The organism is uncultured Devosia sp. (genome assembly GCF_964244875.1).
Taxonomy (GTDB): Bacteria; Pseudomonadota; Alphaproteobacteria; order Rhizobiales; family Devosiaceae; genus Devosia.
The window spans coordinates 30,887-52,895 of record NZ_CAXTKA010000007.1 but is presented as its reverse complement, the minus strand read 5'-3'; the positions used below and the strand labels follow the sequence as shown (position 1 = coordinate 52,895).

The 22,009-nt window shown below is 62.3% G+C and carries 19 protein-coding genes; 16 read left to right on the top strand and 3 right to left on the bottom strand.

Features of this window, described 5'->3' with window-relative positions; genetic code table 11:
• The first annotated feature begins 108 nt into the window (after nucleotides 1–108).
• The 5 genes from phnC to ACFE8X_RS09950 all read left to right on the top strand — a co-directional run bounded on the left by phnC (nucleotide 109) and on the right by ACFE8X_RS09950 (nucleotide 4,618).
• Complete coding sequence (gene phnC, locus ACFE8X_RS09970) at nucleotides 109–945, top strand: phosphonate ABC transporter ATP-binding protein (protein WP_375451316.1); 837 nt, start codon at nucleotides 109–111, stop codon at nucleotides 943–945.
• A 64-nt stretch (nucleotides 946–1,009) separates the two neighbouring features.
• Nucleotides 1,010–1,924, top strand: a complete 915-nt coding sequence (phnD, locus tag ACFE8X_RS09965) for a phosphonate ABC transporter substrate-binding protein (RefSeq protein ID WP_375451315.1) — start codon at nucleotides 1,010–1,012, stop codon at nucleotides 1,922–1,924.
• A gap of 63 nt (nucleotides 1,925–1,987) precedes the next feature.
• Nucleotides 1,988–2,944: a phosphonate ABC transporter, permease protein PhnE gene (gene phnE / locus ACFE8X_RS09960; protein WP_375451314.1), complete on the top strand. Its 957-nt coding sequence runs from the start codon at nucleotides 1,988–1,990 to the stop codon at nucleotides 2,942–2,944.
• Between the two features lie 9 nt (nucleotides 2,945–2,953).
• Nucleotides 2,954–4,279: a phosphonate ABC transporter, permease protein PhnE gene (phnE, locus tag ACFE8X_RS09955; RefSeq protein ID WP_375451313.1), complete on the top strand. Its 1,326-nt coding sequence runs from the start codon at nucleotides 2,954–2,956 to the stop codon at nucleotides 4,277–4,279.
• A gap of 102 nt (nucleotides 4,280–4,381) precedes the next feature.
• On the top strand, nucleotides 4,382–4,618 hold the full coding sequence (locus ACFE8X_RS09950) for a hypothetical protein (RefSeq protein ID WP_375451312.1): 237 nt from the start codon (nucleotides 4,382–4,384) through the stop codon (nucleotides 4,616–4,618).
• 78 nt (nucleotides 4,619–4,696) lie between these two features.
• On the opposite strand, the gene ACFE8X_RS09945 is transcribed toward ACFE8X_RS09950, so the two are convergent.
• Entirely contained in the window at nucleotides 4,697–6,877 is a 2,181-nt protein-coding gene (locus ACFE8X_RS09945; protein WP_375451311.1) for an esterase-like activity of phytase family protein, read from the bottom strand.
• 230 nt (nucleotides 6,878–7,107) lie between these two features.
• On the opposite strand from ACFE8X_RS09945, the gene ACFE8X_RS09940 reads away from it, so the two are divergent.
• The 10 genes from ACFE8X_RS09940 to ACFE8X_RS09895 all read left to right on the top strand — a co-directional run bounded on the left by ACFE8X_RS09940 (nucleotide 7,108) and on the right by ACFE8X_RS09895 (nucleotide 18,875).
• Nucleotides 7,108–8,451, top strand: coding sequence for an extracellular solute-binding protein (locus ACFE8X_RS09940; protein ID WP_375451310.1), 1,344 nt, complete (start codon nucleotides 7,108–7,110; stop codon nucleotides 8,449–8,451).
• 76 nt (nucleotides 8,452–8,527) lie between these two features.
• On the top strand, nucleotides 8,528–9,412 hold the full coding sequence (locus ACFE8X_RS09935) for an ABC transporter permease subunit (protein ID WP_375451309.1): 885 nt from the start codon (nucleotides 8,528–8,530) through the stop codon (nucleotides 9,410–9,412).
• Nucleotides 9,413–9,421: 9 nt separating this feature from the next.
• The gene (locus tag ACFE8X_RS09930; protein WP_375451308.1) at nucleotides 9,422–10,339 is read left to right on the top strand and encodes an ABC transporter permease subunit; all 918 of its coding nucleotides are present in this window, start codon (nucleotides 9,422–9,424) and stop codon (nucleotides 10,337–10,339) included.
• Nucleotides 10,340–10,352: 13 nt separating this feature from the next.
• Nucleotides 10,353–11,474, top strand: coding sequence for an ABC transporter ATP-binding protein (locus tag ACFE8X_RS09925; RefSeq protein ID WP_375451307.1), 1,122 nt, complete (start codon nucleotides 10,353–10,355; stop codon nucleotides 11,472–11,474).
• Nucleotides 11,475–11,491: 17 nt separating this feature from the next.
• A complete protein-coding gene (locus tag ACFE8X_RS09920; protein WP_375451306.1) occupies nucleotides 11,492–12,406 on the top strand; it encodes a TIM barrel protein in 915 nt (304 codons plus the stop codon).
• A gap of 391 nt (nucleotides 12,407–12,797) precedes the next feature.
• Entirely contained in the window at nucleotides 12,798–13,811 is a 1,014-nt protein-coding gene (locus tag ACFE8X_RS09915) for a LacI family DNA-binding transcriptional regulator (protein WP_375451305.1), read from the top strand.
• A 48-nt stretch (nucleotides 13,812–13,859) separates the two neighbouring features.
• Nucleotides 13,860–15,098: an ABC transporter substrate-binding protein gene (locus tag ACFE8X_RS09910; protein WP_375451304.1), complete on the top strand. Its 1,239-nt coding sequence runs from the start codon at nucleotides 13,860–13,862 to the stop codon at nucleotides 15,096–15,098.
• A gap of 52 nt (nucleotides 15,099–15,150) precedes the next feature.
• Complete coding sequence (locus tag ACFE8X_RS09905; protein ID WP_375451303.1) at nucleotides 15,151–16,074, top strand: carbohydrate ABC transporter permease; 924 nt, start codon at nucleotides 15,151–15,153, stop codon at nucleotides 16,072–16,074.
• Nucleotides 16,071–16,937, top strand: a complete 867-nt coding sequence (locus ACFE8X_RS09900) for a carbohydrate ABC transporter permease (protein ID WP_375451302.1) — start codon at nucleotides 16,071–16,073, stop codon at nucleotides 16,935–16,937. Before ACFE8X_RS09905 ends, ACFE8X_RS09900 begins: the two co-directional genes overlap by 4 nt.
• A 21-nt stretch (nucleotides 16,938–16,958) precedes the next feature.
• Nucleotides 16,959–18,875, top strand: a complete 1,917-nt coding sequence (locus ACFE8X_RS09895; protein WP_375451301.1) for a glycoside hydrolase family 127 protein — start codon at nucleotides 16,959–16,961, stop codon at nucleotides 18,873–18,875.
• 20 nt (nucleotides 18,876–18,895) lie between these two features.
• Here ACFE8X_RS09895 and ACFE8X_RS09890 read toward each other — a convergent pair whose 3' ends face one another.
• A complete protein-coding gene (locus ACFE8X_RS09890) occupies nucleotides 18,896–19,597 on the bottom strand; it encodes a class I SAM-dependent methyltransferase (protein WP_375451300.1) in 702 nt (233 codons plus the stop codon).
• 256 nt (nucleotides 19,598–19,853) lie between these two features.
• Between ACFE8X_RS09890 and ACFE8X_RS09885 the strand changes: the two genes are divergently transcribed.
• A complete protein-coding gene (locus ACFE8X_RS09885; RefSeq protein WP_375451299.1) occupies nucleotides 19,854–20,855 on the top strand; it encodes a LacI family DNA-binding transcriptional regulator in 1,002 nt (333 codons plus the stop codon).
• Nucleotides 20,856–20,858: 3 nt separating this feature from the next.
• On the opposite strand, the gene ACFE8X_RS09880 is transcribed toward ACFE8X_RS09885, so the two are convergent.
• The gene (locus ACFE8X_RS09880; protein ID WP_375451298.1) at nucleotides 20,859–21,992 is read right to left on the bottom strand and encodes an acyltransferase family protein; all 1,134 of its coding nucleotides are present in this window, start codon (nucleotides 21,990–21,992) and stop codon (nucleotides 20,859–20,861) included.
• Between the last annotated feature and the right edge of the window lie 17 nt (nucleotides 21,993–22,009).

The following is a 22,009-nucleotide window of genomic DNA, read 5'->3' as shown; positions in this document are numbered from 1 at the left end:
GACTCCCCAGTCGCCCCTGTGCATCGTCATCGTTCCGTCACGCAATCGACATGTCAGGTTTATGATCGCGCCCTAGGCATGCCTTCGGTTCAACACCGGAGGGCAGCAATGCTCAAGATTTCCAGGGTCACGCGACGGTTCGGCAGCAAGACTGCCGTCGACAACGTCGATCTGGAAATTCCCGACGGTCAGATGGTCGGCATCATCGGGCGATCCGGCGCCGGCAAGTCCACCCTGCTGCGGATGATCAACCGGCTTGCCGACGTTTCGGAAGGCTCGATCAGCTTCGACGGCGTTGCGGTTTCGGCGCTCAAGGGCCAAGCCTTGCGCAACTGGCAGCGCGACTGCGCCATGATCTTCCAGCAGTTCAACCTCGTACCGCGCCTTGACGTGCTGACCAATGTGCTGCTCGGCCGGCTCAATGGGCGCAATACGGTGGCGTCGCTGCTCAATGTCTTCAGCCATGCGGAACGCCTCGACGCGCTGCAGGCGCTGGACCGGCTGGATATCGCCCAGACCGCGCTGCAGCGGGCCGGAACCCTGTCGGGCGGCCAGCAGCAGCGCGTGGCCATCGCCCGCGCGCTGATGCAGAGCCCCAAGATGATCCTGGCCGACGAGCCGATCGCCTCGCTTGATCCGCGCAATGCTCAGATCGTCATGGACAGCCTGCGCGCCATCAATCACGACCACGGCCTGACCATCATCACCAATCTGCATACGCTCGATACCGCGCGCCATTATTGCCAGCGCATCATCGGCATGGCCGCCGGCCGGGTCGTCTTTGACGGCAACCCCGAGCAACTGACCGAAAGTGCCGCCCGCACCATCTATGGTGCCGACGGCATGAAGGAAGCCTTTTCGGAGGCCATCACCTCCACAGCCATCGCCAGCAAGAGCGAGCGTGTCGTCGCCCTCGACGCCCGGGCGGAAGCCTTCGCCAACTGACGCTGTGCGCACCCCATCCAACCCCGCGGCAAAAGCGGGGCGGATTGCAAACCAGGAGAAAACCATGCTGAAAACTATGCTTATGGGCGCCGTCACGCTCGTCGCCCTTGGTGCCGGCTCGACCGCCACCTTCGCTCAGGACGTCAAGGAGCTGCGCATTGGCATCCTCGGCGGCGAAAACGAAGCCGACCGCCTGCGCAATTACGCATGCCTCGCCGACCATCTCAAGACTGATCTGGGCTTCGAGAAGGTCTCGCTGTTCCCGGCTGCCGATTATGACGGCGTGATCCAGGGCCTTCTGGGCGGCACTCTGGACGTCGCCGGCCTGGGCGCTTCGGGCTATGCGGCCATCGCCATCGAAAACCCCGACGCGGTCACCCCGATCCTGACCACCCAGCAGTCCGACGGCTCGACCGGCTATTATTCGATCGGCCTGGCGCTCAAGTCCTCCGGCATCACCGACATCATGTCCGCCAAGGGCAAGAAGCTGGGCTATGCCGATCCCGACTCGACCTCGGGTTATCTGGTGCCGCTGACCCAGATTCCGGTCACCACCGGCGTTCCGAACGACCAGTTTTTCGCCTCCGCCGACTTCAATGGCGGCCATGAAAACAACGTCCTGGCCCTACTCGACGGCAAGTCCGACGTTTCGGTCGACGACTCTTCGGGGATCGGCGATTTCATGGACGGCTATACCTCCGGGACCTTCCGCAAGCTCGTCGACAAGGGCGCCGTCGATCCCGCAGACTTCGTCGAAGTGTGGCGTTCGCCCTTGATCCCGAACGGTCCGCTCGTCGTGCGCAACGAACTGGGCGCCGACCTGACCAAGAAGATCACCGACTTCTACCTGAACCTGCCCACCGAAGACGCAGCGTGCTTCTCGGCGATCGAAGGCGGCGACTTCAAGGGCTATGTCCCGGTCGAAGCCAGTTTCTACCAGCCGATCATTGACGTGCGCAAAGCCACCATCGGCGGCTAAGCCAAGCTTGCAAGGGCACCAACCAATTGGGTTGGTGCCCTTGTTCCATCGGGACCCCGCTCCATGACCGCGCTTGCGCCTTCCCCCTCCGAGACCGTCCGTACCGTCGATCTGGCCTGGCGACACCTGGCGCGGCAGCGCCGGCTATACTCCATCGTCGGCTTCGGCGGCCTGGCGCTGGCGCTGGTGTGGTCGCTGATCTTTGCCGACGAAAGCAATGCCGGCCATTTCGTTGAGCGGCTGCCGCATCTGTTCGATTTTTTGTCCTGGCTGATCCCGCATGACTGGGCCGATGTTCCCCGGGCCCTGTTCGACCTGCCCAGCCCTGCCGACAATGGCACGCAGGAGTTCAATTTCCCCGAAGGCAGGCAGGATATCGGTGCCGGCTTCTACCTGCCGGAATATTTTTACCTGATGCTTATCACAGTCAATGTGGCGATGGTCTCGACCATCATCGGCTTTACCGGCGGTGTGTTGCTGTGTTTCCTCGCGGCGCGCAACATGATGCCGTCGCTGCTGGTGCGCGGCTTCGTGCGCCGCTGCATGGAAATCCTGCGCGCCTTTCCCGAAATCGTCATTGCGGGCCTTTTTGCCGCCGTGCTGTCGATTGGCCCGATTGCGGCCATCATCGCGGTGGGCCTGCACACCATCGGGGCCTTGGGCAAACTCTATTTCGAGGTCATAGAAAACATCGACATGAAACCCGACGAAGGCCTGCGGGCGGTCGGCGCCAACTGGATCGAGCGCGTCCGCTTCGGCGCGCTGCCGCAGGTCATGCCCAATTTCGTGTCCTATGCCATGCTGCGGCTCGAGATCAATGTGCGCGCCTCCACCATTATCGGGGCCGTTGGCGGCGGCGGCATCGGCGAGGAACTCAAGCTGTCGATCTCGCGCGGCTTTGGCGCCAAGACCATCGCCCTGATTGCCCTGCTACTGACCACGATCATCATCGTCGACCAGATCTCCGCCTACATTCGCCGCAAGCTGGTGGGCGACGCCGCCTTCCTGGTCCATGGCTGAGGTGACCCCATGAGCGATACCACACTGACCCTGGACCAGCGTTACCCGGCGGTGTTCCAGCAATCGGCGATCCGGCGCTTCGCGCCGCTGGTCGCCCTCATCGCGGTGGTGCTCTACCTGGCCTATGCGGCGTGGTTCTTCGCGCTGCCTTCGGTCCTGTCGAGCGGCCGATGGGATCGCCTGGGCGACTATATGCAGCAATGGATCGCCTATGACGTCAGTGCCGATTTCCGCCTCAAGGAGCCGGTCATCGCCCCCAAATATCCGCGGAATTCGGTGCTCGGCAAGGACCCCCATCCACCATGGCTGATCCCGCATGATGGCGGCTACACGGTTGAACTGGGCGGCCCTGGGCAGTCGGTGAGCTTCACGAAAACCAGCGCGACCATCACCAATGGGGGCACCAGCGTCGATATCGACCTCTCCGGCAGCGAAGCGCGGATTCTCACCGCCGAACTGCCGTCTTGGCTCGTTATCAAGAGCGGCGAAGCGATCGCCGATATGGGTTTTGTCGGCGACGTCCGTGTCGGGGTCGAGCGGGTGAAATTCCGCAAGCGCACCATTGGCTGGCCCAATTTCCTGTTCGATATCAATTCACCCTTCTTCGGCAAGACGCCGGGCGAGGTGACCTCGCTGCTGGTATCGGGGCCCGATCTGGTGCCGGGCACGTCCAATGTGGCCCTGGCCTGGGACAATATCTGGTTCAACGCCCAATGGCAGCACGGCGATGTCTGGACCAAGCTGCTGCAGACCATCGTCATGGCCTTTGCCGGCACGCTGATCGGGGCCATGGTGTCGTTTCCGCTGGCTTTTTTCGCCGCCCGCAACATCATGCCCAACAGACCCGTCAATCAGGCCGTCAAACGCCTGTTCGACTTCTTCCGCTCGGTCGATATGCTGATCTGGGCCTTGTTCTTTACCCGCGCCTTTGGCCCGGGTCCTTTGGCGGGCATTGGCGCCATCGCGCTGACCGAAACCGGCACCCTGGGCAAGCTTTATTCCGAGGGCCTGGAAAATATCGACGACAAGCAGCGCGAAGGCATTGCCTCGACCGGCGCCGGCACCATTGCCACCCAGCGCTATGGCGTGCTGCCCCAGGTGCTGCCCGTGGTGATCTCGCAAACGCTCTATCAGTGGGAGTCCAATACTCGCTCGGCCAGCATCATCGGCGCCGTCGGTGCCGGCGGCATCGGCCTCAAGCTGTGGGAGTCGATGCGCACCAACTCCAACTGGTCCAATGTGTTCTACATGGTCCTATTGATCCTGGCCGTGGTGTTCATTTTCGACAATATTTCCAATGCGCTGCGCTCAAGGCTCATCGGTCCGCGGCAGTAGCGCGGCCGGAATTACCGGCCGTAGCGCGTTCATTTTTTTTCCGTTCAGCGCTGGATTATGACAGCGGCATGTGAGTTCTGTACGCGAAATACGGAGTGCGATATGCCTGATCCAGACAAGAAAGAAACCCTTGAAGCCACCTTGCTGCGGCTGGCGAGTCCCAACAATTCGCCCAGGGACATGCTGCGCGAGGCGCGCAAACTGCACCCCAAGGCGTCAAAGAAACAGATCATAAGAGCTGCGTTCTCGTCGCTGATCGGGGTTGCCGACCACGACATAGAGCGCAGCCAGGCGCTGCAGAATTTCGCGCTGACCGGGCGTGGGCCCGAAGAGCAATAAGCTTTTAAGCGCGACGCTGCGCACAAAAGCAACGGCCGGGACACTGCCCGGCCGTCATCGATCCAGTGTTGCAATGGCTTACTTGATCTGGCCGATCGACCAGAAAAAGGTCTCGCCCGAGCTATCGTCCACACCGTCATTGTCGGTGATGACAAAGCCATTGCCGGCCGCGTCGATCGCCAGGCTTTCCACCTTGTCGACGACATAGCCATTGTTGGCTGCAAGGTCGGGAATGAGGTCGCGAACCTCTTCCTTGGTTACCAAAGGCAATTCACCATCCAGGGAGGCCGGTACCAGTTCGCTGACCGGAACGCGGAAGATCTTCTTGAGAGTTGCCTTGGAAGCGAGCTGGTTGTCGCGCTCGATGATGTAGACGTAGTCGCCATGCGCGGTGATTTCCGACACGCCATTGGTCGCGCCTTCGGCCGGAGTATCGAGCGGGTAGCGTACCGCGCCCCATTCCTGCGTCGAGGGCTGGTAGCTGACCAATTTGAGCTGGCCCCTGGGATCGTCCTTCCATTCGCGCTGGATGGCGATCCACAGGGTCATGTCATCGCCGCTGCCGATAGCGGTCACGCCTTCTGAGCCGGAGCGGATTTCGCCGGCGAGCAGTTCGGCCGGATAGGCGACTTCCTCGATGATCTCGCCGTCGGCATCGACATGGTAGAGCGCATGGGGCGTCAGCGCCCCGGTGTCGCCTTCCGAAGCCAGCCAGAAGCCGCCTTCACCATCGAGGGTAATGCCTTCCAGATCGAGCTTCTGTGCGGCATTGCCATTGCGCGTGACAATGGTCTTGGCGGTGATATGAGCCGGCGTCTGGGTCGTGTCGAGCGTGTAGATGGACGGGGCATTGTAGAGCGCGTTGTCGCTGACGAGGTAGAGCAGGCCTGGCTTTTCGGCATCGGCTACTGCGCCCGAGAGCGCGGCCCAACCGATGGGGTGACCGTCGGTATCCAGATCGGAGACGATCTGGGGATAGTTCGGCGTGCCTTCAGCCAGCTCATAGAGCATGACGTGCGAGCCCGCGAGACCGTCCTCGCGCAGGTCGTTCTCGTTGGCGGTGACCAGCAGGTTACGCTCGGGAATGGCGATCAGGCCTTCGGGGCCGATGCCCGACGGTACCGATTGCAGATATTCGGGGGCAGCGCCGGTGTCCTTGTAGATAGCGATCAAGGAGGAGCGTTCCTCGGCAACGAAGATGAACTGGGTGTCGCCGATTTCAGCAACTTCCAGGCCTTCGGGCTCGACGCCCTTCTTATTGCGCTGATCAGGATAGTGACCCATCTGGGCGGCCATGACGTCAAGCGCATTGCCCGAGTCCCAGGAGACGGTGCCATCGCGGTTGAAGATGGTAAAGCCGCGCGAGCCGCCGTTCCAGTCGCCCTCATTGGCGACGACGAGGCGATCGGCATCGAGCCACTTGACCGCATCGGGTTCGCGCAGCAAGTCGTCCTTGGAACCGGTGAAATCGATCTGGCCGTCGTTCTTGGTGTCGATGCCTTCCACCGACGTGGAGCCGGCAGTGAAGCCGCCGGTGACGGTACCGGTCTTGGCGTCGATGATGGCGATCCAGTTGTTTTCCTGCAATGTGACAGCGACTTCGTCATTGTTGTTAAAGGCGACGAATTCGACTTCGGCGTCCTCGGGTGCAATGTCGGACAGCCCGGTCAACTCGACCTTCTTGATACCCGCTTCGGTGACGGCGCCATCGGCCAGAGTAACGAGAACGAGGAAACCGGAGGGCAATTGCGGGATAGCACCGTCGTTAACCTCCTCGTCGCGCTCGTTCTCGATAGCGATGGCCAGGATGGTGCCGGCCTTGTTGTGGGCAATGGAATCGGGCTGGCCGCCGAGCTCAAATTCGCCGTCGACGGTCTTGGTCGCGATATCGACGACGACCAGCTTGCCGGTCTGCTCGACGAAATTCTCGCGCGTGTTGACGGCCACATAGGCCTTGGCGCCGATCACGGTGACGGAGGTGGGCTCACCGCCCATGTCCATATAGCCGGCCGGCTTGGGCGTCTTGGGATCGGTCACGTCGATGAAGCCGATGCCGCCATTTGGGCTGTCCGAATAGATCAGCATCATGCCGTCATCGGTGGCGGTGATGATTTCCGAAGAGGTCGCCTCGGCATCGGGAGCGTTGAGCTCGACCGGAAAGCTGGCGATCCGGTTGAAGGTCGGCGCCGCCAAGGCGGGCAGGGCGGTGGTGGCAAGTAGCGCGGCAACAAGCGCAGCGGTCGAACTTTTGATCGGCATGAAAGAACCCCCTGGGATAATGAACCGGGCCCAATTAGGGGACGAATGAAAACGATGGATGACATTTGTATGACACTGCGATGACGCTCGTTTGAACCGGCGGGGCAGCATCGCTGCATCGTCAAAGCGTCATGGTGCGTTCATCTGGCTGAAACTCAACTGTCAAAATCCGCGACTAGGACTCCGGCGCTGGCAACGCGCTCGGCACCCTCATTTCGGAGAGACCACAGATGACACGCAATTGGCTGCTCAACGCAGTGTTTTCGGTCGGCGCCCTGGCGCTGGCCAGCGCGCCCGCCCTGGCCGCGCCGACCAAGTTCGAATTCTGGTATGGCCTTTCGGGCGACCTGTCCGAGCGCATCCAGGACATGTGTAAGGATTTCAACGCGTCGCAAGCCGACTATGAAATCGTCTGCATCAGTCAGAATGACTACGACACCAACCTGCAGAATACCATCGCGGCCTACCGCGCCAACAAGCAGCCAACGATCTCGCAGATCTTCGACGCCGGCACGCTCGATCTGATGCTGAGCCAGGCCTATCTGCCCGTCGGCCAGTTGATGAGCGAAAACGGCTACGACATCGACTGGAGCAACTACTTCTCCGGCATCGCCTCGTACTATTCGACCTCCAAGGGCGAACTACTGTCCATGCCGTTCAACTCCTCGACGGCGATGATTTATTACAACACCGACGCCTTGGCCAAGGTTGGCTTTGAAGGCCTGCCCGCCACCTGGAGCCAGGTCGAAGACGTCGCTCGCAAGATGAAGGCCGCTGGCTATGACTGCCCGATCGGCTTCGATCCGGCTGGTGCCTGGCAGTGGTTCGAGCAGTTCTCCGCCATTCACAACCAGCCTATCGCCACCAACGGCAATGGCTTTGACGGCCTCGATGCCGAAATGGTCGTTGGCAAGGGCAAGTTCGTCCAGCAGCTGACCTGGATCAAGGCGATGTATGACGAAGGCCTGCTCGTTCTCAAGAGCAAGGACACCGGCGAAGTTGACCAGGACGCTTTTGCTGCCGGCAAGTGCCAGATCTTTTCGGGCTCGATCGCCGGCCATGGCAGCGTGACCGCAAAGGCCATTCCCGACCTGCATTGGGATGTGGCCATGCTGCCGATGCTCGACGGCGTCGAACGCACCAATAGCCTGGTCGGCGGCGCGTCGCTGTGGACCCTCAAGGGCAAGACACCGGAAGAGTACAAGGGCGCCGCAGCGTTCTACAACTTCCTCGCCACGCCCAAGCAGACCGAATGGTGGTCGACAGTGACCGGCTATATCCCGGTAACCAATACCGGCTTTGAAGCCATGACGGCCAACGGCTTTTATAACGCTGCTCCCTATAAGGGCCGCGAAAAGGCCATTCAGAGCCTGACCTTCACCCCGCCGACTGAGAACACTCGCGGCATTCGCCTGGGCAACTACGCCTCGATCCGCGCCGAAATGGTCAAAACCATCCAGAACGTGCTGTTCAACAATGAACCCGTGCAGCAGGCGCTGGATGAATTCGACACCAAAGGCAACGACATCCTGCGCCGCTTCCAGGCGACCTACAAGAACGCCGTTCTTCCCTGATCAATCTGTCTGACAGCGCGGGCGGCCATCACTGGCCGCCCGCGTTTCTCTTTGCTCAGTCCAAGCGGGTGGCAACATGGAACGACGCGCTTTTTACCGCAATGGCGGCCTGCCCTGGCTGCTGATCGCGCCACAACTGCTGCTGGTGCTGGTGTTCTTTTATTGGCCCACCTCGCAAGCGCTGTACTGGGCCTTTACGCTCGAGCAGCCTTGGGGCGGCGGTAATAGCTGGGTCGGCTGGGAAAACTTTCTCAGCATTTTCAACGACAAGGAATACTGGGGCACGGTCGTGCGCAGCGCGTTCTACGCCATCTGCACTACCGGGCTGTCCATGGCCATGGCTTTGACGCTGGCGGTGTTCGTTGATCGCTCGCTCAAGGGAACGCGGCTGTTCCAGTCGGTCTATGTGTGGCCCTATGCCATCGCGGCTCCAGCAGCCGGCGTGGCTTTCCGTTTCATCTTTGCCCCAGAGGCCGGCCTGATCGGGGCCATCAACGATATGTGGCCCGGCATCTGGAACCCTGCGATCAACGGCTATCAGGCCTTGGCCATGGTCATCGTTTGCCATTCCTGGCTCGGCATCGGCTACAACTTCATCTTTTTCCTCGCGGCACTGCAAATGATCCCGCGCTCGATTTCCGAAGCCGGCGCCATGGATGGTGCGCGCCCGTTGCAGCGCATGATCGATCTGCAACTGCCGCTGATCGCACCGACGGTGTTTTTCTTGTTGATCATTAATCTGATCTCCAGCTTCACCGACAGTTTTGGGCTGATCGACACCATGACCGAGGGCGGCCCCTACGGCTCGACCGAGGTGATGGTCTACAAAATCTACTTCGACGGCTTCAAGGGTTTTGATTATTCGGGGGCCGCCGCCCAGTCGATCATCCTCATGTTGCTCGTTATCGCGCTCACTTTCGTCCAGTTCAAATGGGTCGAAAAGCGCGTCCACTATAATTAGGGACGGGTCATGATCGAACGCTCGCGGATTTTCGACGCTGTTACCTACACGGTGATGGTTTTGGGCATGATCATCGTCGTGGCCCCGTTCTGGATCACGCTGGTGGCGGGGTCGCAGTCGCTGCAAGAGGTTAGCCAGGTGCCGATCGTGCTGTGGCCGTCCAGCCATCTGGTTGAAAACCTGCAATCGGCATGGACGCGGGCCGATCTCGGCCCCAAGCTGCTCAACAGCCTGATCATGGCCACAGGGGTTACCGTCGCCAAGATCAGCCTGGCGTCGATCTCGGCCTTTGCCATCGTGTTCTTCAATTTTCGCGGCCGCATGATCTGCTTCTGGTTGATTTTTGCGACGCTTATGCTCCCCCTCGAAGTGCGCATCGTGCCCACCTATTCGATTGCCGCCAATGCGCTGATGCCGTTCCAGGCCATCATGGACACGCTGGGCATCACGGGCCTGATCGAAGCCATTTCGGGCATTCGCGTGAGCATGGAATGGAACCTGCTCAATTCCTATGCCGGCCTGATCCTGCCGCTGGTCGCGACCGCCACCGGCACCTTCCTTTATCGCCAGTTCTTCATGACCATTCCGGACGAGCTGGTGGAAGCCTCCAAAATGGATGGTTCGGGACCGCTGCGCTTCTTCTGGGATGTGCTGCTGCCGCTGAGCCGCACCAATATGGTGGCGCTGGCGACGATCCTGTTCGTATCGACCTGGAACCAGTATCTCTGGCCCCTCCTGATCACCACCGACCGGCAGCATTTCGGCACGGTGGTCATGCAGCTCAAGTCCCTGATCCCGGCTCTCAACGGCACGCAGGACTGGAATGTCACCATGGCGGGCGCGCTCATCATCATGCTGCCACCTCTGCTGGTAGTAGCCCTTATGCAGCGCTGGTTCGTGCGAGGCCTCATCTCCAGCGACAAGTAATCGGAGACAAACGATGACCACCATCACCTTCAAATCCGTCAAGAAGCGCTACAAGAAGACCCCGGTCGTGCACGGGGTCGATGCACAGATCCAATCCAACGAGTTTGTCGTCATCCTGGGACCATCGGGCTGCGGCAAGTCGACCCTGTTGCGCATGATTGCCGGGCTGGAAGAGATCAGCGACGGCGAAATCCTGATCGGCGACACCGTCGTCAACCAGTTGGAGCCACGCGAACGCGGCTGCGCCATGGTGTTCCAGAACTATGCGCTGTATCCCCATATGAGCGTCGCCAAGAATATCGGCTACGCGCTCAAGGTGGCTGGCATGCCCAAGGACGAACGCGGCGCACGGGTGCTGAAGGTCGCCAAATCGGTTGGGCTCGAACCCTATCTCGATCGCCTGCCGGGCGCCCTTTCAGGCGGGCAGCGCCAGCGCGTGGCCATGGCCCGCGCCATGGTGCGCGAGCCCAAGGTGTTCCTGTTCGACGAGCCGTTTTCCAACCTCGATGCCAAATTGCGCGTTGCCATGCGCTCCGAAGTGCGGCGCCTGCATCGTGATCTGGGCGTCACCTCGGTGTTCGTGACGCACGACCAGACCGAGGCGATGACCCTGGCAGATCGCCTGATCATCATGAATGCCGGTCGCGTCGAGCAGATCGGCCGGCCTTCGGAAGTCTATCACAATCCGGCCAGCCGGTTCGTGGCCGACTTCATCGGTTCGCCGGCAATGAACCTGATCGAGGGGGAATTCGATGCCCATGGCACGTTCCTGCATGGCGCTGGCGGGCGGATCGTGTCGGATGCCGGGCGCGGCCTGTCCGGGCGTAAGGCGGTGCTCGGGGTTCGCCCGGAAGCAGTGCGCCGCGCCCAGCCGGGCAGCAATGGCGCCATCGCGGCGACGGTGGACTATGTCGAGGAACTGGGCGCCTCGCGCCTGGTCTATGCCGACGCCAGTGGCAGCCGGCTGATCGCGGTCGATACCGGCACCGCGCCATTGCCGAGCGGAACGCCGGTGCATTTCACCTTTGCTGAACAGGACATCCACGTCTTCGGCGAGGATGGCCGCCGCATCGAAACCGAGGCCAGCCGTGCGCGCCAGCAGGTTGATGCCGACGATATGTCCATCACCGCCTGATCCAAAGGAGAGTACTCATGAGCAACATCACCGCCGTTGGCTTCAATGCCAGTTCCGAAGACGGAGAGCTTTTTAGCCTCGAAGCAGATTTGCGGGCCTTGTCCGACATGGGCGTCGATACGGTCGAGCTGGGCCTGACCGGCGTCGACCTGATCTCGGGTGGCCGGATCATGGAGGAGCGCGCGAAACGCCTCGTGGCGCTGACCAGCCAGTTCGATTTCCGCTATACCGTGCACGGCCTGGTGTCGTCCAACTTCATGGACCCCGCAACGCAGGGTTACCAGCTCGCCGCTGCCAAGGCGCTGATCGAGGTGTGCGACCGGATCGATGCACGCATCATCGTGCAGCACGGCGGCGCCCTGCGGGCCGAGCAGGTGCACGATCGCGCCAATGCCGACATTCGCGAGCGCGAGGCACTGACCGAACTAGCGGATTTCGCGCGCCCCTATGGCGTGCGCATTGCGTTCGAGAACATCTTCACTACCGAGCCCGGCCAGTATCGACAGACCCCGGCCGAGATCGCCGAGACGGTCAAGGCGGTGAACCATCCCAACGTCGTGGCGCTGATCGATTTTGGCCATGCCTATATCGAATCGACCTATCGCGGGCTGGATTTCCGCGAGCAGCTCCGCGCCATGGCCCCCGTCACCGGCCATCTGCATGTGCATGACGGCTTCGGGCGCCCGCAGGGTCACTTCCAAGCCTATCATCCCCAGGAAAATACCGCGATGGGGATCGGCGATCTGCACATGCCCCTAGGCTGGGGCGATATCGCCTGGGACGAGATCTTCGCCGAACTCGATTTCCTGCCCGACACCGTGCTGATGATGGAAATCGGCCGCCGCTATCGCAGCGAACAGCCCGACAGCCTGCGCCGGGCCAAGGGCCTGGCGGGCTTTGCGGCGAATGAGGATTCGGTCGCGGCTGAGTAAGACCGGGCTGCGCTGCTCGATTTTGCCCAATAGCCAAGGCTGGCATCGAAATGTCCCAGTCGACACCTCACCCTGCCAGGGGGAGGATCAAGGTGGGGGTTGACCGGTCTCGATACCGCGGCTCCCGCACCCCCACCCATCCTCCCCTGCCAGGGGGAGGGGCCGTGCTGTGGGGGTGGTGGGATCGCGCTCCACTTCATAGTGGCCTGTTAAAGAATGGAGACCACTTAGGCTGCGGTAAAACATATCTGCTAGTCTCCACCAGCGCCATATCTCCGGCGTCCTTCACGCCCTCAACGCCAAATCCCCGCACCCTCTTGACGCTTCTAGCCGAAGATGAGAAAACGTTTTATCACTTGCGCAAAGGTTTTCTCAAAACGGAGCTCTGGGCGTGTCTGCAGGGGGCAAAACGGCGAGGACGCGCATCTACGACGTGGCGACAGCCGCGGGCGTCAGTATCGCGACCGCCTCGAAAGCGCTCAACGATACCGGGCGGATGACGGCGGAAACGCGTGAGCGGGTGAAGCGCGCGGCGAGTGCGTTGGGGTTTCGGCCCAATGCGTTCGCGCGGGGCCTGCTCAGCAAGCGCAGCTTCACTATCGGGCTTTTGACCAACGACACTTATGGCCGGTTCACGCTGCCGCTGATGGCGGGCATTTCCGAGGCGCTGGTGGATCGCGGAGTCTCGGTATTCCTTTGCACCATCGAGGATGATCCGGAACTGGGCAAGGTGCACGTCGATGCCATGCTCGACAAGCAGGTGGACGGCATCATCGCCTCGGGCAAGCGCGTGGACCGGCGGCTGCCGGTCGATTTGACGCATCTGCCGGTGCCGGTGGTGTACGCCTTTACCGACGGACCCGACGATGCCGTGACCTTCGTGTCGGACGATGCGCAGGGTACGCGCGAGGCGGTGCAATGGATGGCGGGCCTCGGACGCCAGCGAATCGTTCATGTCACCGGGCCGACGACATTCGCCTCGGTCAAGGTGCGCGCCCAAGCCTATGCCGAGGTGGTGGGGGGCGAGGCGGAAATCCTTCACGGCAAATGGTCCGAGCAATGGGGCCACGAGGCGGTGGCGCAGTTGTGGTCGGGCGAGCGGCCAAGGCCGGACGGCATATTCTGCGGCAATGACCAGATCGCGCGCGGCGTCGTCGATGCTTTGCGCGAGCGCGGGAGCAATGTCCCCAAGGACGTTTCGGTGGTCGGTTTCGACAATTGGGAAATCGTCGCGGCGGCAACGCGCCCGCCGCTGACAAGCGTGGACATGAACCTCAAGACACTCGGCAAGCAGGCCGGCTTGACGGTTCTGGCAATGGCGGAAGGCATGCCGGTGGAACCGGGAATCCGGAAGCTGCCGTGCCAACTGGTCGTGCGCCAATCTTGCGGAGGATCCGCAGGCTGAAGTTACGCCAAGGGCCGGCGTCGAAATGGCCCCAACAGGGAGGAATGAATGCTCAAACGTCTTTTCGCAACGGCCAGCGTCGCAACGTTGTGCCTGGTCTCAAGCGCTGCGGCGGCGGAGACCATCAATATGTGGGTGCGCACCGGGATTGGCGCCGCCTTTACCGGGGCCGTGGCGGCCTACAATGAAAGCCATGAGAACCAGGTCGCGTTGACCGAAGTGCCCGCCACCGAACTGGTGCAGAAATATGCAACCGCCATTGCCGGCGGCCAGGCGCCCGATGCGCTGTCGTTGGACTTGATCTATACCCCCGCCTTCGCGGCGGCCGGGCAATTGGAAGACCTGACCGACTGGGCCCATGGCTTGCCTTATTTCGATGCGCTGGCGCCGGCTCACGTCAAGCTGGGCACCTATGAGGGCAAGAATTACGGCCTGCCGCTCTCGGTGGAAACCTCGCTGTTCGCCTGGAACAAGGACCTGTACACCGCCGCCGGGCTCGATCCTGAAAAGGCCCCGACCAGCTGGGACGAAATCGAGGCCAATGCGGAAAAAATCCGCGCCCTGGGCGATGACACCTATGGCTTCTACTTTTCGGGCGGCGGGTGCGGTGGCTGCATGATTTTCACCTTCGCCCCGCTGGTCTGGGCCGAAGGCGTCGACTTCCTGTCCGAGGATGCACAAACCGCAACCCTGGACACCCCGCAAATGCGCGCGGCGATCGAAAAGTACCGCTCGATGGTGGCCAAGGACCTGGTGCCCGAAAGCTCGGCGAGCGACAACGGCGCCAACTTCCTCAGCTTCACCAGCGGCAAGATCGGCCAGCAGAGCCTGGGCGCCTTTGCCATCGGCACGCTGGTCAACGACTATCCCGACATCCATTTCGGCGTGACGCAGATTCCGGGCATCGAGAGCGGCACGTCGTCCTTTGCGGGCGGCGACAATGTCGTGGTCACCAAGGGGACGCCAAAGCTTGATGCGGTCAAGGAGTTCATCGAATACATCTACTCCCCCGAAGCGCAGAAAGTCTTTGCGACCAATGGCAGCCTGCCCACCCGCAGCGATATTGCCGCCGACGTGCTCAAGGGCCTTGATCCGCGCCTGCAGGTGGCGGTGGATGCCATTGCCGTCGCCAAGACGCCCTATACGCTGCTGTTCAACGACCTGATCAATTCCAACAACGGGCCGTGGGCAACCTTCATCAATGCCGCGATCTATGGCGACGATGTCGATGGCGCCTTCGCCGCGGCGCAGGACGAGATGCAGTCGATCATCGACAACGCCAAATAGGCCGGATGGCCGGGCGTTCGCGTCCGGCCAGTTCCCTTGACTGGAGCCGATCATGACCAGCCCCGCTTTAGCCATGGCCGTGCCAATGCGGTCGCCTCGCCGCCGGACCCGCCTGGGGCACTGGCAGGGGCTGCTGTATATCGCGCCGGCGATGGCCCTGGTCATTGTGTTCTTCGTCGTGCCGGTGCTGTTCACGCTGTGGATGAGCTTTCACGATTGGCCGCTCCTGGGCCAGCCGGAGTGGATCGGGCTCGACAACTACACGCAGATGCTGAAGGACAACCGGTTCTGGTCCTCGCTGCGGTTCACCTTCTATTACACCGTGACCACCACCATCGCGATTTTCGTCGTGGCATTCCCGTTGGCGCTGTTCGTTGAAAAACAGCGGCGCGGCGTCGGCATCTACCGGACGATCTTCTTCATGCCCGTCGTGGTGGGGTTGGCGACGGCATCCCTGCTCTGGGTGTGGCTGGCCAATGTCGATAGCGGGCTGTTCGGGCCGGCGATGCGGGCGATGGGCTATGGCGGCAAGAAGGTCAATCTGCTCGCCAGCTTCGACAGCGCGTTCTGGACCATCATCGTCATGGTGGTCTGGAAGGTCGCAGGTTTCACCATGATCATCCTGCTGACCGGGTTGCAATCGATTCCCACCGAACTGGGCGAGGCGGCACTGATCGATGGCGCGCGGCGCTGGCAGCGGTTCCGGCACCTGACATTGCCGCTGATGCGCCGCACCATTGCGCTGGCGCTGATCCTGTCGGTCACCGGCTCGGTGCTGGCGTTCGATCAGTTCTACATCATGACCGCGGGCGGGCCGCAAAACCGGATGATTTCGGTGGTGTACTACATCTTCAACCAGAGCTTCGTGTCGTTCCATCTGGGCTATGGGTCGGCCCTGTCGATGGCCCTGCTGGCGATCCTGATCGCGCTCAGCGTGGTGCAATTGCGGTTGCTGGCCGGGGGAGACGATCGATGAGCGCGCAGGGCACGGCACTGCGCGCGCGCAGGAAACTCTGGGGCGGGATTGGCTACCATGCGTTCGGCATCGGGGCGGCGGCGTTCTTTTTCGCGCCGTTCGCCTGGACGGGCCTGGCCTCGTTGCGCACCGGGACGGAAGCGCAGCAACCGCCCCTGCCGCCCTGGCCGCTGCATGGGGTCAGTTTCGACACCTATGCCGCGCTCGATACGTTCGGAGCGGGTATCTGGCAGCACACGTTCAACTCGCTGATCGTGGCGCTGGCGACGGTCGTGCTGACGGTGCTGGTCAGCCTGCTTGCCGGCTACGGGTTCTCGCGCCACCGCTTTCCACTCAAGAACCTGTTCTTCATCCTGATCATCGCGACGCTGATGATTCCGTTCCAGTCCATCCTGACGCCGCTGTTCATCATCCTGGCCAAGCTGGGGCTCAATAACTCGCTGGTCGGGCTGGTGCTGGTTTACGTCACGCTGCAATTGCCGTTTTCGGTCTTCATGATGCGCAATGCCTTCGATGCGGTGCCGCGCGAGATCGAGGAAGCGGCGCGCATCGATGGTGCCCAGGATGTGACGCTGCTGATCCGGGTGCTGCTGCCGCTGGTCATGCCCGGGGTGGCGACGGTGGCGATCTTTGCCTTCCTCAATTCCTGGAACGAGTTCCTGGCTGCCCTGATCCTTCTTTCGGACAACGACAAATTCACCTTGCCGGTGCTGATGACGGCGGTGCGGGCCGGGCGGCTGGGGGCGATCAACTGGGGCGCGGTGCAGGCCGGGGTCATGGTGATGACGCTGCCGTGCTTGGTCGTGTTCCTCGTGCTGCAACGCTATTACATGCGCGGGCTGATGGCCGGCGCGGTCAAATAATCTCAACCTCTGGAAGCTCAAATGGCTCAAGCTAAAGATCGTCAATTCCGCCCGCTGCCCGTGCCCAGCGTCGATGTTTCAGGCTTCTGGGGCGATTGGCAGGAGGCCGTGTGCGACCACACCGCCGCGATCCTTCTGGACCGGTGCGTGGAAGCGCGCATGCTGGAACAGATCGATATCAGCGTACCCAGCCCGGGCCTCGTCATTCCGGTCGTCGGATGGCTGGGCACGACCCAGATGTTCTGGGACAGCGATATTGCCAAGTCGATCGAGACCATCGCCTATTCGCTCTATCGCAAGCCCAATTCCGAACTGGAAGCGCGGGCCGACGCGATCATCGACATGTACGAAAAGCTGCAGGAGCCGGATGGCTATCTCGGCTCGTTCTTCATCCGCATCTGGCCTGAAAAGCGCTGGAGCAATCTGCGCGATTTCCACGAGCTCTACTGCGCCGGGCACATGATCGAGGCCGCGGTCGCCTATTTCCAGGCCACGGGCAAACGCAAGTTCCTTGATGTCATGTGCCGCTATGCCGACCTGATCGAGCGCAAGTTCGGCCGGGGACCCGGGCAGATGCGCGGCTATTGCGGGCATGAGGAGATCGAGCTGGCGCTGGTCCGGCTGGCCCGGGTCACCGGCGAACACAAATACATGGAGCTGGCCAAGTATTTCGTCGACGAACGCGGGCAGGAGCCGAACTATTTCATCGGCGAGGCGATCCGGGGCGGCTGGGACCCCAAGGGTGTGCAGGCCCATGCCTTTGAATACAACCAGTCCCACCTGCCGCTGCGCGCGCAGACCAAGGTGGTCGGCCACGCGGTGCGGGCGATGTATATCTATTCGGGCATGGCCGACATCGCCACCGAATACAACGACGACAGCCTAACCACGGCGCTGGAGGTTCTCTGGGCGGACCTGACGGGCAAGCAGATGTATCTCACCGGCGGCATCGGGCCGGCGGCGGCGAACGAAGGCTTCACCGACTATTACGACCTGCCCAACGAGAGCGCCTATGCCGAAACCTGCGCCTCGGTGGGCCTGGTGTTCTGGGCCAGCCGCATGCTGGGGCGCAAGCCCGACCGGCGCTATGCCGATATCATGGAGCAGGCCCTCTACAACGGCGCCATTGCCGGGCTGTCGCGCGATGGCAAGACGTTCTTTTACGAGAATCCGCTGGAAAGCGCGGGCAAGCATCATCGCTGGACCTGGCATCGCTGCCCGTGCTGCCCGCCCAATATCGCCCGGCTGGTCGCCGCCATCGGCTCCTATATGTATGGCGTTGCCGACGACGAGATCGCGGTGCATCTTTATGGGCAAAGCACCGCGCGGGTAGCGCTGGCCGGCGGCACCAAGGTGACGCTGCGGCAGGAGACGCAGTATCCCTGGGATGGCGTCATCGCCCTCGGCGTGGATGTCGACAAGCCTGTCCGGTTTGCCCTGTCCCTGCGGATCCCGGCCTGGGCGCAGGGCGCCACGCTGGCGGTCAACGGCCAGGCGGTCGACGTGGCGGCGGTCACCAGCGATGGCTATGCCCGCGTCGAGCGCGACTGGCAGCCGGGCGACAGCGTGCGGCTGGACCTGCCGCTGGTGCCGCGCGCCCTGCGCGCCCATCCCAAGGTGCGCCAGGATGCCGGCCGCGTCGCGGTGATGCGCGGGCCGCTCGTCTATTGCCTCGAAGGCGTGGACAATGCTCCGGGTCTCAATTCGATCCTGCTGGGGGACTGGTTGGGCAAGTCGCAGACGGCGAGCATCCCCAATCTCAATGGCGCCATCGCCATCGACCTGCCGGTGCTGCACGAAGTCGCGGAGGGCGATGATCTCTACAGCACTACCACGCCCGATACCGTGGATGGCGAGGCGCGGTTGGTGCCTTACCATTTGTGGGACAATCGGGCGCCCGGCGAAATGCTGGTCTGGCTGCGCACGCAACGCGGCTAGCCGACCAGAAATCCGGCATGCTAGCGCTTGAGATATTCTGACTCGGGCAACGCGCCGGCATGTTCGAGTTCGCGATTGGCGCGTTCCCAGAATAAAGGATGGACCATATCGAGCAAGGCAGGCGCGGCGACCGGTTGCAACCCGGTTTGCTGCGCCGCCTCCGCATCCAGATAAAGCACGATATTCTGCTTGTACCAGGCCGGGATCAGCGCGTCGGCCCAGATGGCCGGCCGGATGACGTCGAACGGCTGGTAGCCGTGCCGGAAAAAATGGGCCGCCCAATAGCTTTGCCACTGCTCGTTGAGGTGATTGACGCCGCCCTGGCCGGGAATGGCCGCGCTGAACAGAACGGCCGGCGCCAGCGCTACCAGATCGGCAATAAAGCTTTCCGCGCGCCCCGGCGTCAGGTGCTCCGCCACTTCGAGCGACATGGCGAGATCGACGCGCGGCCCCTGGAAGCGGTGTTCCAGATCCTGCGGGGCGAAGACGATGCGCGAATCATCGATCATGTCGGGCGTTACCCAGTGACCCTCGATGCCAAAAGCGGATTGGGCGCCACCGGCCATGGCCGCGGCCAGCCACGTTCCGGTGCCGCAGCCGATATCGGCAATGGACTTGCGGGGCAGGGTCGCGGGCAATGCCGATAGAATGCAGGTCGCCGCATGGGCCGTGGCGGTGCGGCGATTGCTGTAGAAGTCGGCGGGATAGATAGAGGCTGTCATGTCGACATATCCGCGATGGTCGGCCGGACCCTAGCGGTTCCGCGCCAATTCAACCAGCATTGATGCGGCGCCGGCCGGGGCGGGCGGTGTGCTTCGGCCCATCTGCCCAAGGTGTCACGCCCCCGTTATATTGGGCTTCTAGAGCGCAATAGTCGCAAGATGCCGGCGCAAGGCACGGCGGCAGTGTTGGACCACAAGGGAGGGCGGGAATGATGCGGACCCAGGTGTATGGGACGGCATCGCGCCGTGACATAGCATGAGCGATGCCGAGAACCGTTCGCGCAAGGTCACTTCGTTCGACGTCGCCAGGCGCGCCGGGGTGTCGCGGGCTGCCGTGTCGCGTACCTTCACGCCCAATGCCAGCGTCTCGGCCGCAACGCGCGCCAAGGTGCATCAGGCGGCCAAGGAGCTGGGATATCGCGTCAATTATCTGGCGCGCAGCCTGACCAACCAGCGCTCCGACTTTGTCGGGGTGGTCGCTGCCGGCTTCGACAACCCGTTTCGGACCTTGCAGATCGAGCACATCTCGCGGGCCCTGCTGGCGCGCAACTTCCGTCCCGTGCTGCTGCCGACCGACAGCCAGGACCAGACCGAGGTGATCGCGCAATTGCTGCACTACGCGGTCTCGGGCGTGCTGGTGACCTCCGATGCGCCCCCCACCTCGCTGTGCCAGGAATTTGCCGATAATGGCGTGCCGATCGTCCTGATCAACAAGGGGGACGATATTCCCCTGGTCGACCGGGTGATCTCGGACGATGCGGCAGCCGGGCAGCTCGCGGCCCGGACGTTGATCGCGGGCGGGGCGCAGCGTCCGGCGGTCATCGGGGGCGCGGTGGCGTCCTATACGGCGGGCCGCCGTATCGAGGCGTTCGTCGCCGGCTGCAGGGCAATGGGCGTGACCGCGCAGATCGTGCCGATCATACGCAATGATTACGCGCATGGCTTTGCGGGCGCCGCACACCTTGCGGGCAGCGCCATCGATGGATTGTTCTGCGTCAACGATTACCTGGCTTGCGGCGTCATCGACGGCCTGGCCCGGGCAGGGCGCCTCGCCGGTAAATCAGGGCTGCGGATCGTGGGCCATGACGATATTCCCCAGGCCAGCTGGGGCGCCTATGAGTTGACCACGATCGTGCAACCCTGCGCCGTGCAGGCCCGGCAGGCGATCGATCTTTTGACCAGTCGCATGGCCGATCCCACAATCACGGCCCGGGTGCAGCGCACCCCTGTCGAACTGGTCAAGCGACACAGCGCCTGATGCTCATGCCGATTTTTCGACGACGCGAGACGGGGCGAACCGCTCGCGCAGCCAGCTTTGTGCCGGCCGTTCGATCCAGCGGTAGCTGGCGGCAGACAGGGCGATCAGCACGGCCATGAAGCCGACAAAGCCCACCGGGCCCTGGATCGGCGCGAGCGGCAGGCCGCCCAGGATCACGGCCAATGCAATGGCGAGCTGCAGGGGGAAATGCCAGAGGTAAAGGGCATAGGTCAGATCGCCCAAGGGCGAGAGCCGGCGCCAAAATCGTGCGCCGGTGCTTTCGTGCAGGGCCAGCGCAAGCACGCTCAGCGGCACCAAACCGAGCCGAAAACCCATCTCCACCCACCACCAGCCCTTGACGCCAAAGCCGTCGAGCCAGGTGCTGAGCGGATGCAGTCCCGCTTCGAGGATGGCATAGACCCAAAGTGCCGCGACGACAGCGCAGAACGGCAGAATGAATTGCTTGAAACCCGCATGATGATGCAGGCGCTGCCATGCCTCATAGACGAGGCCTCCGGCAAAAAACCCGATAATGCCGCGGCCCAGCGCCCATTGCGTGTTCATGACCCAAAGGCCAATGACGACGCAAAGGACGAGAGGCACGATCCAGTTGGGCCGCACCAATCGGCAATAAAAGAAGAACAGCACGTAAAGGATGATCTCGACGCCAACCGACCATTCGGGACCGTTAAAGGTCCAGCCCGGCACGAAATACTGCAAAAACAGCAGGTTGAGCGCAAAGTTCGGCCAGGTGGTGCCGCCATAAACAAAGCTTTGATGGCCGTTGGCCATCAGGGTGATCTGCAATGCCGCCACGACCAGCAGGGTCAGCAGATGCAGCGGATAGAGCCTGGAAAACCGGGCCAGCCAGAACCGGCCCAGGCCGAGCGTTCGGTCGGCGATGGATTGGCCATAGAGCCAGAAGAACACGAAACCCGAGAGGGTGAAGAAGAACTCCACCGCCAGCCAGCCATAATGGTAAAACGGAAACAGCACGCCATAGAAAGGCTGGATGCTGCGGTCGTCGAGCACGCCGCCATCGATCAGGTACATATGCTGCCAATGCCAGATCACCACGGCGAGTGCTGCCAGGCCACGCGCGGCGTCCAGTGAGTGCAGCCTCTTGAGTTCGCTCACGCATGCCCCTTCAGGAT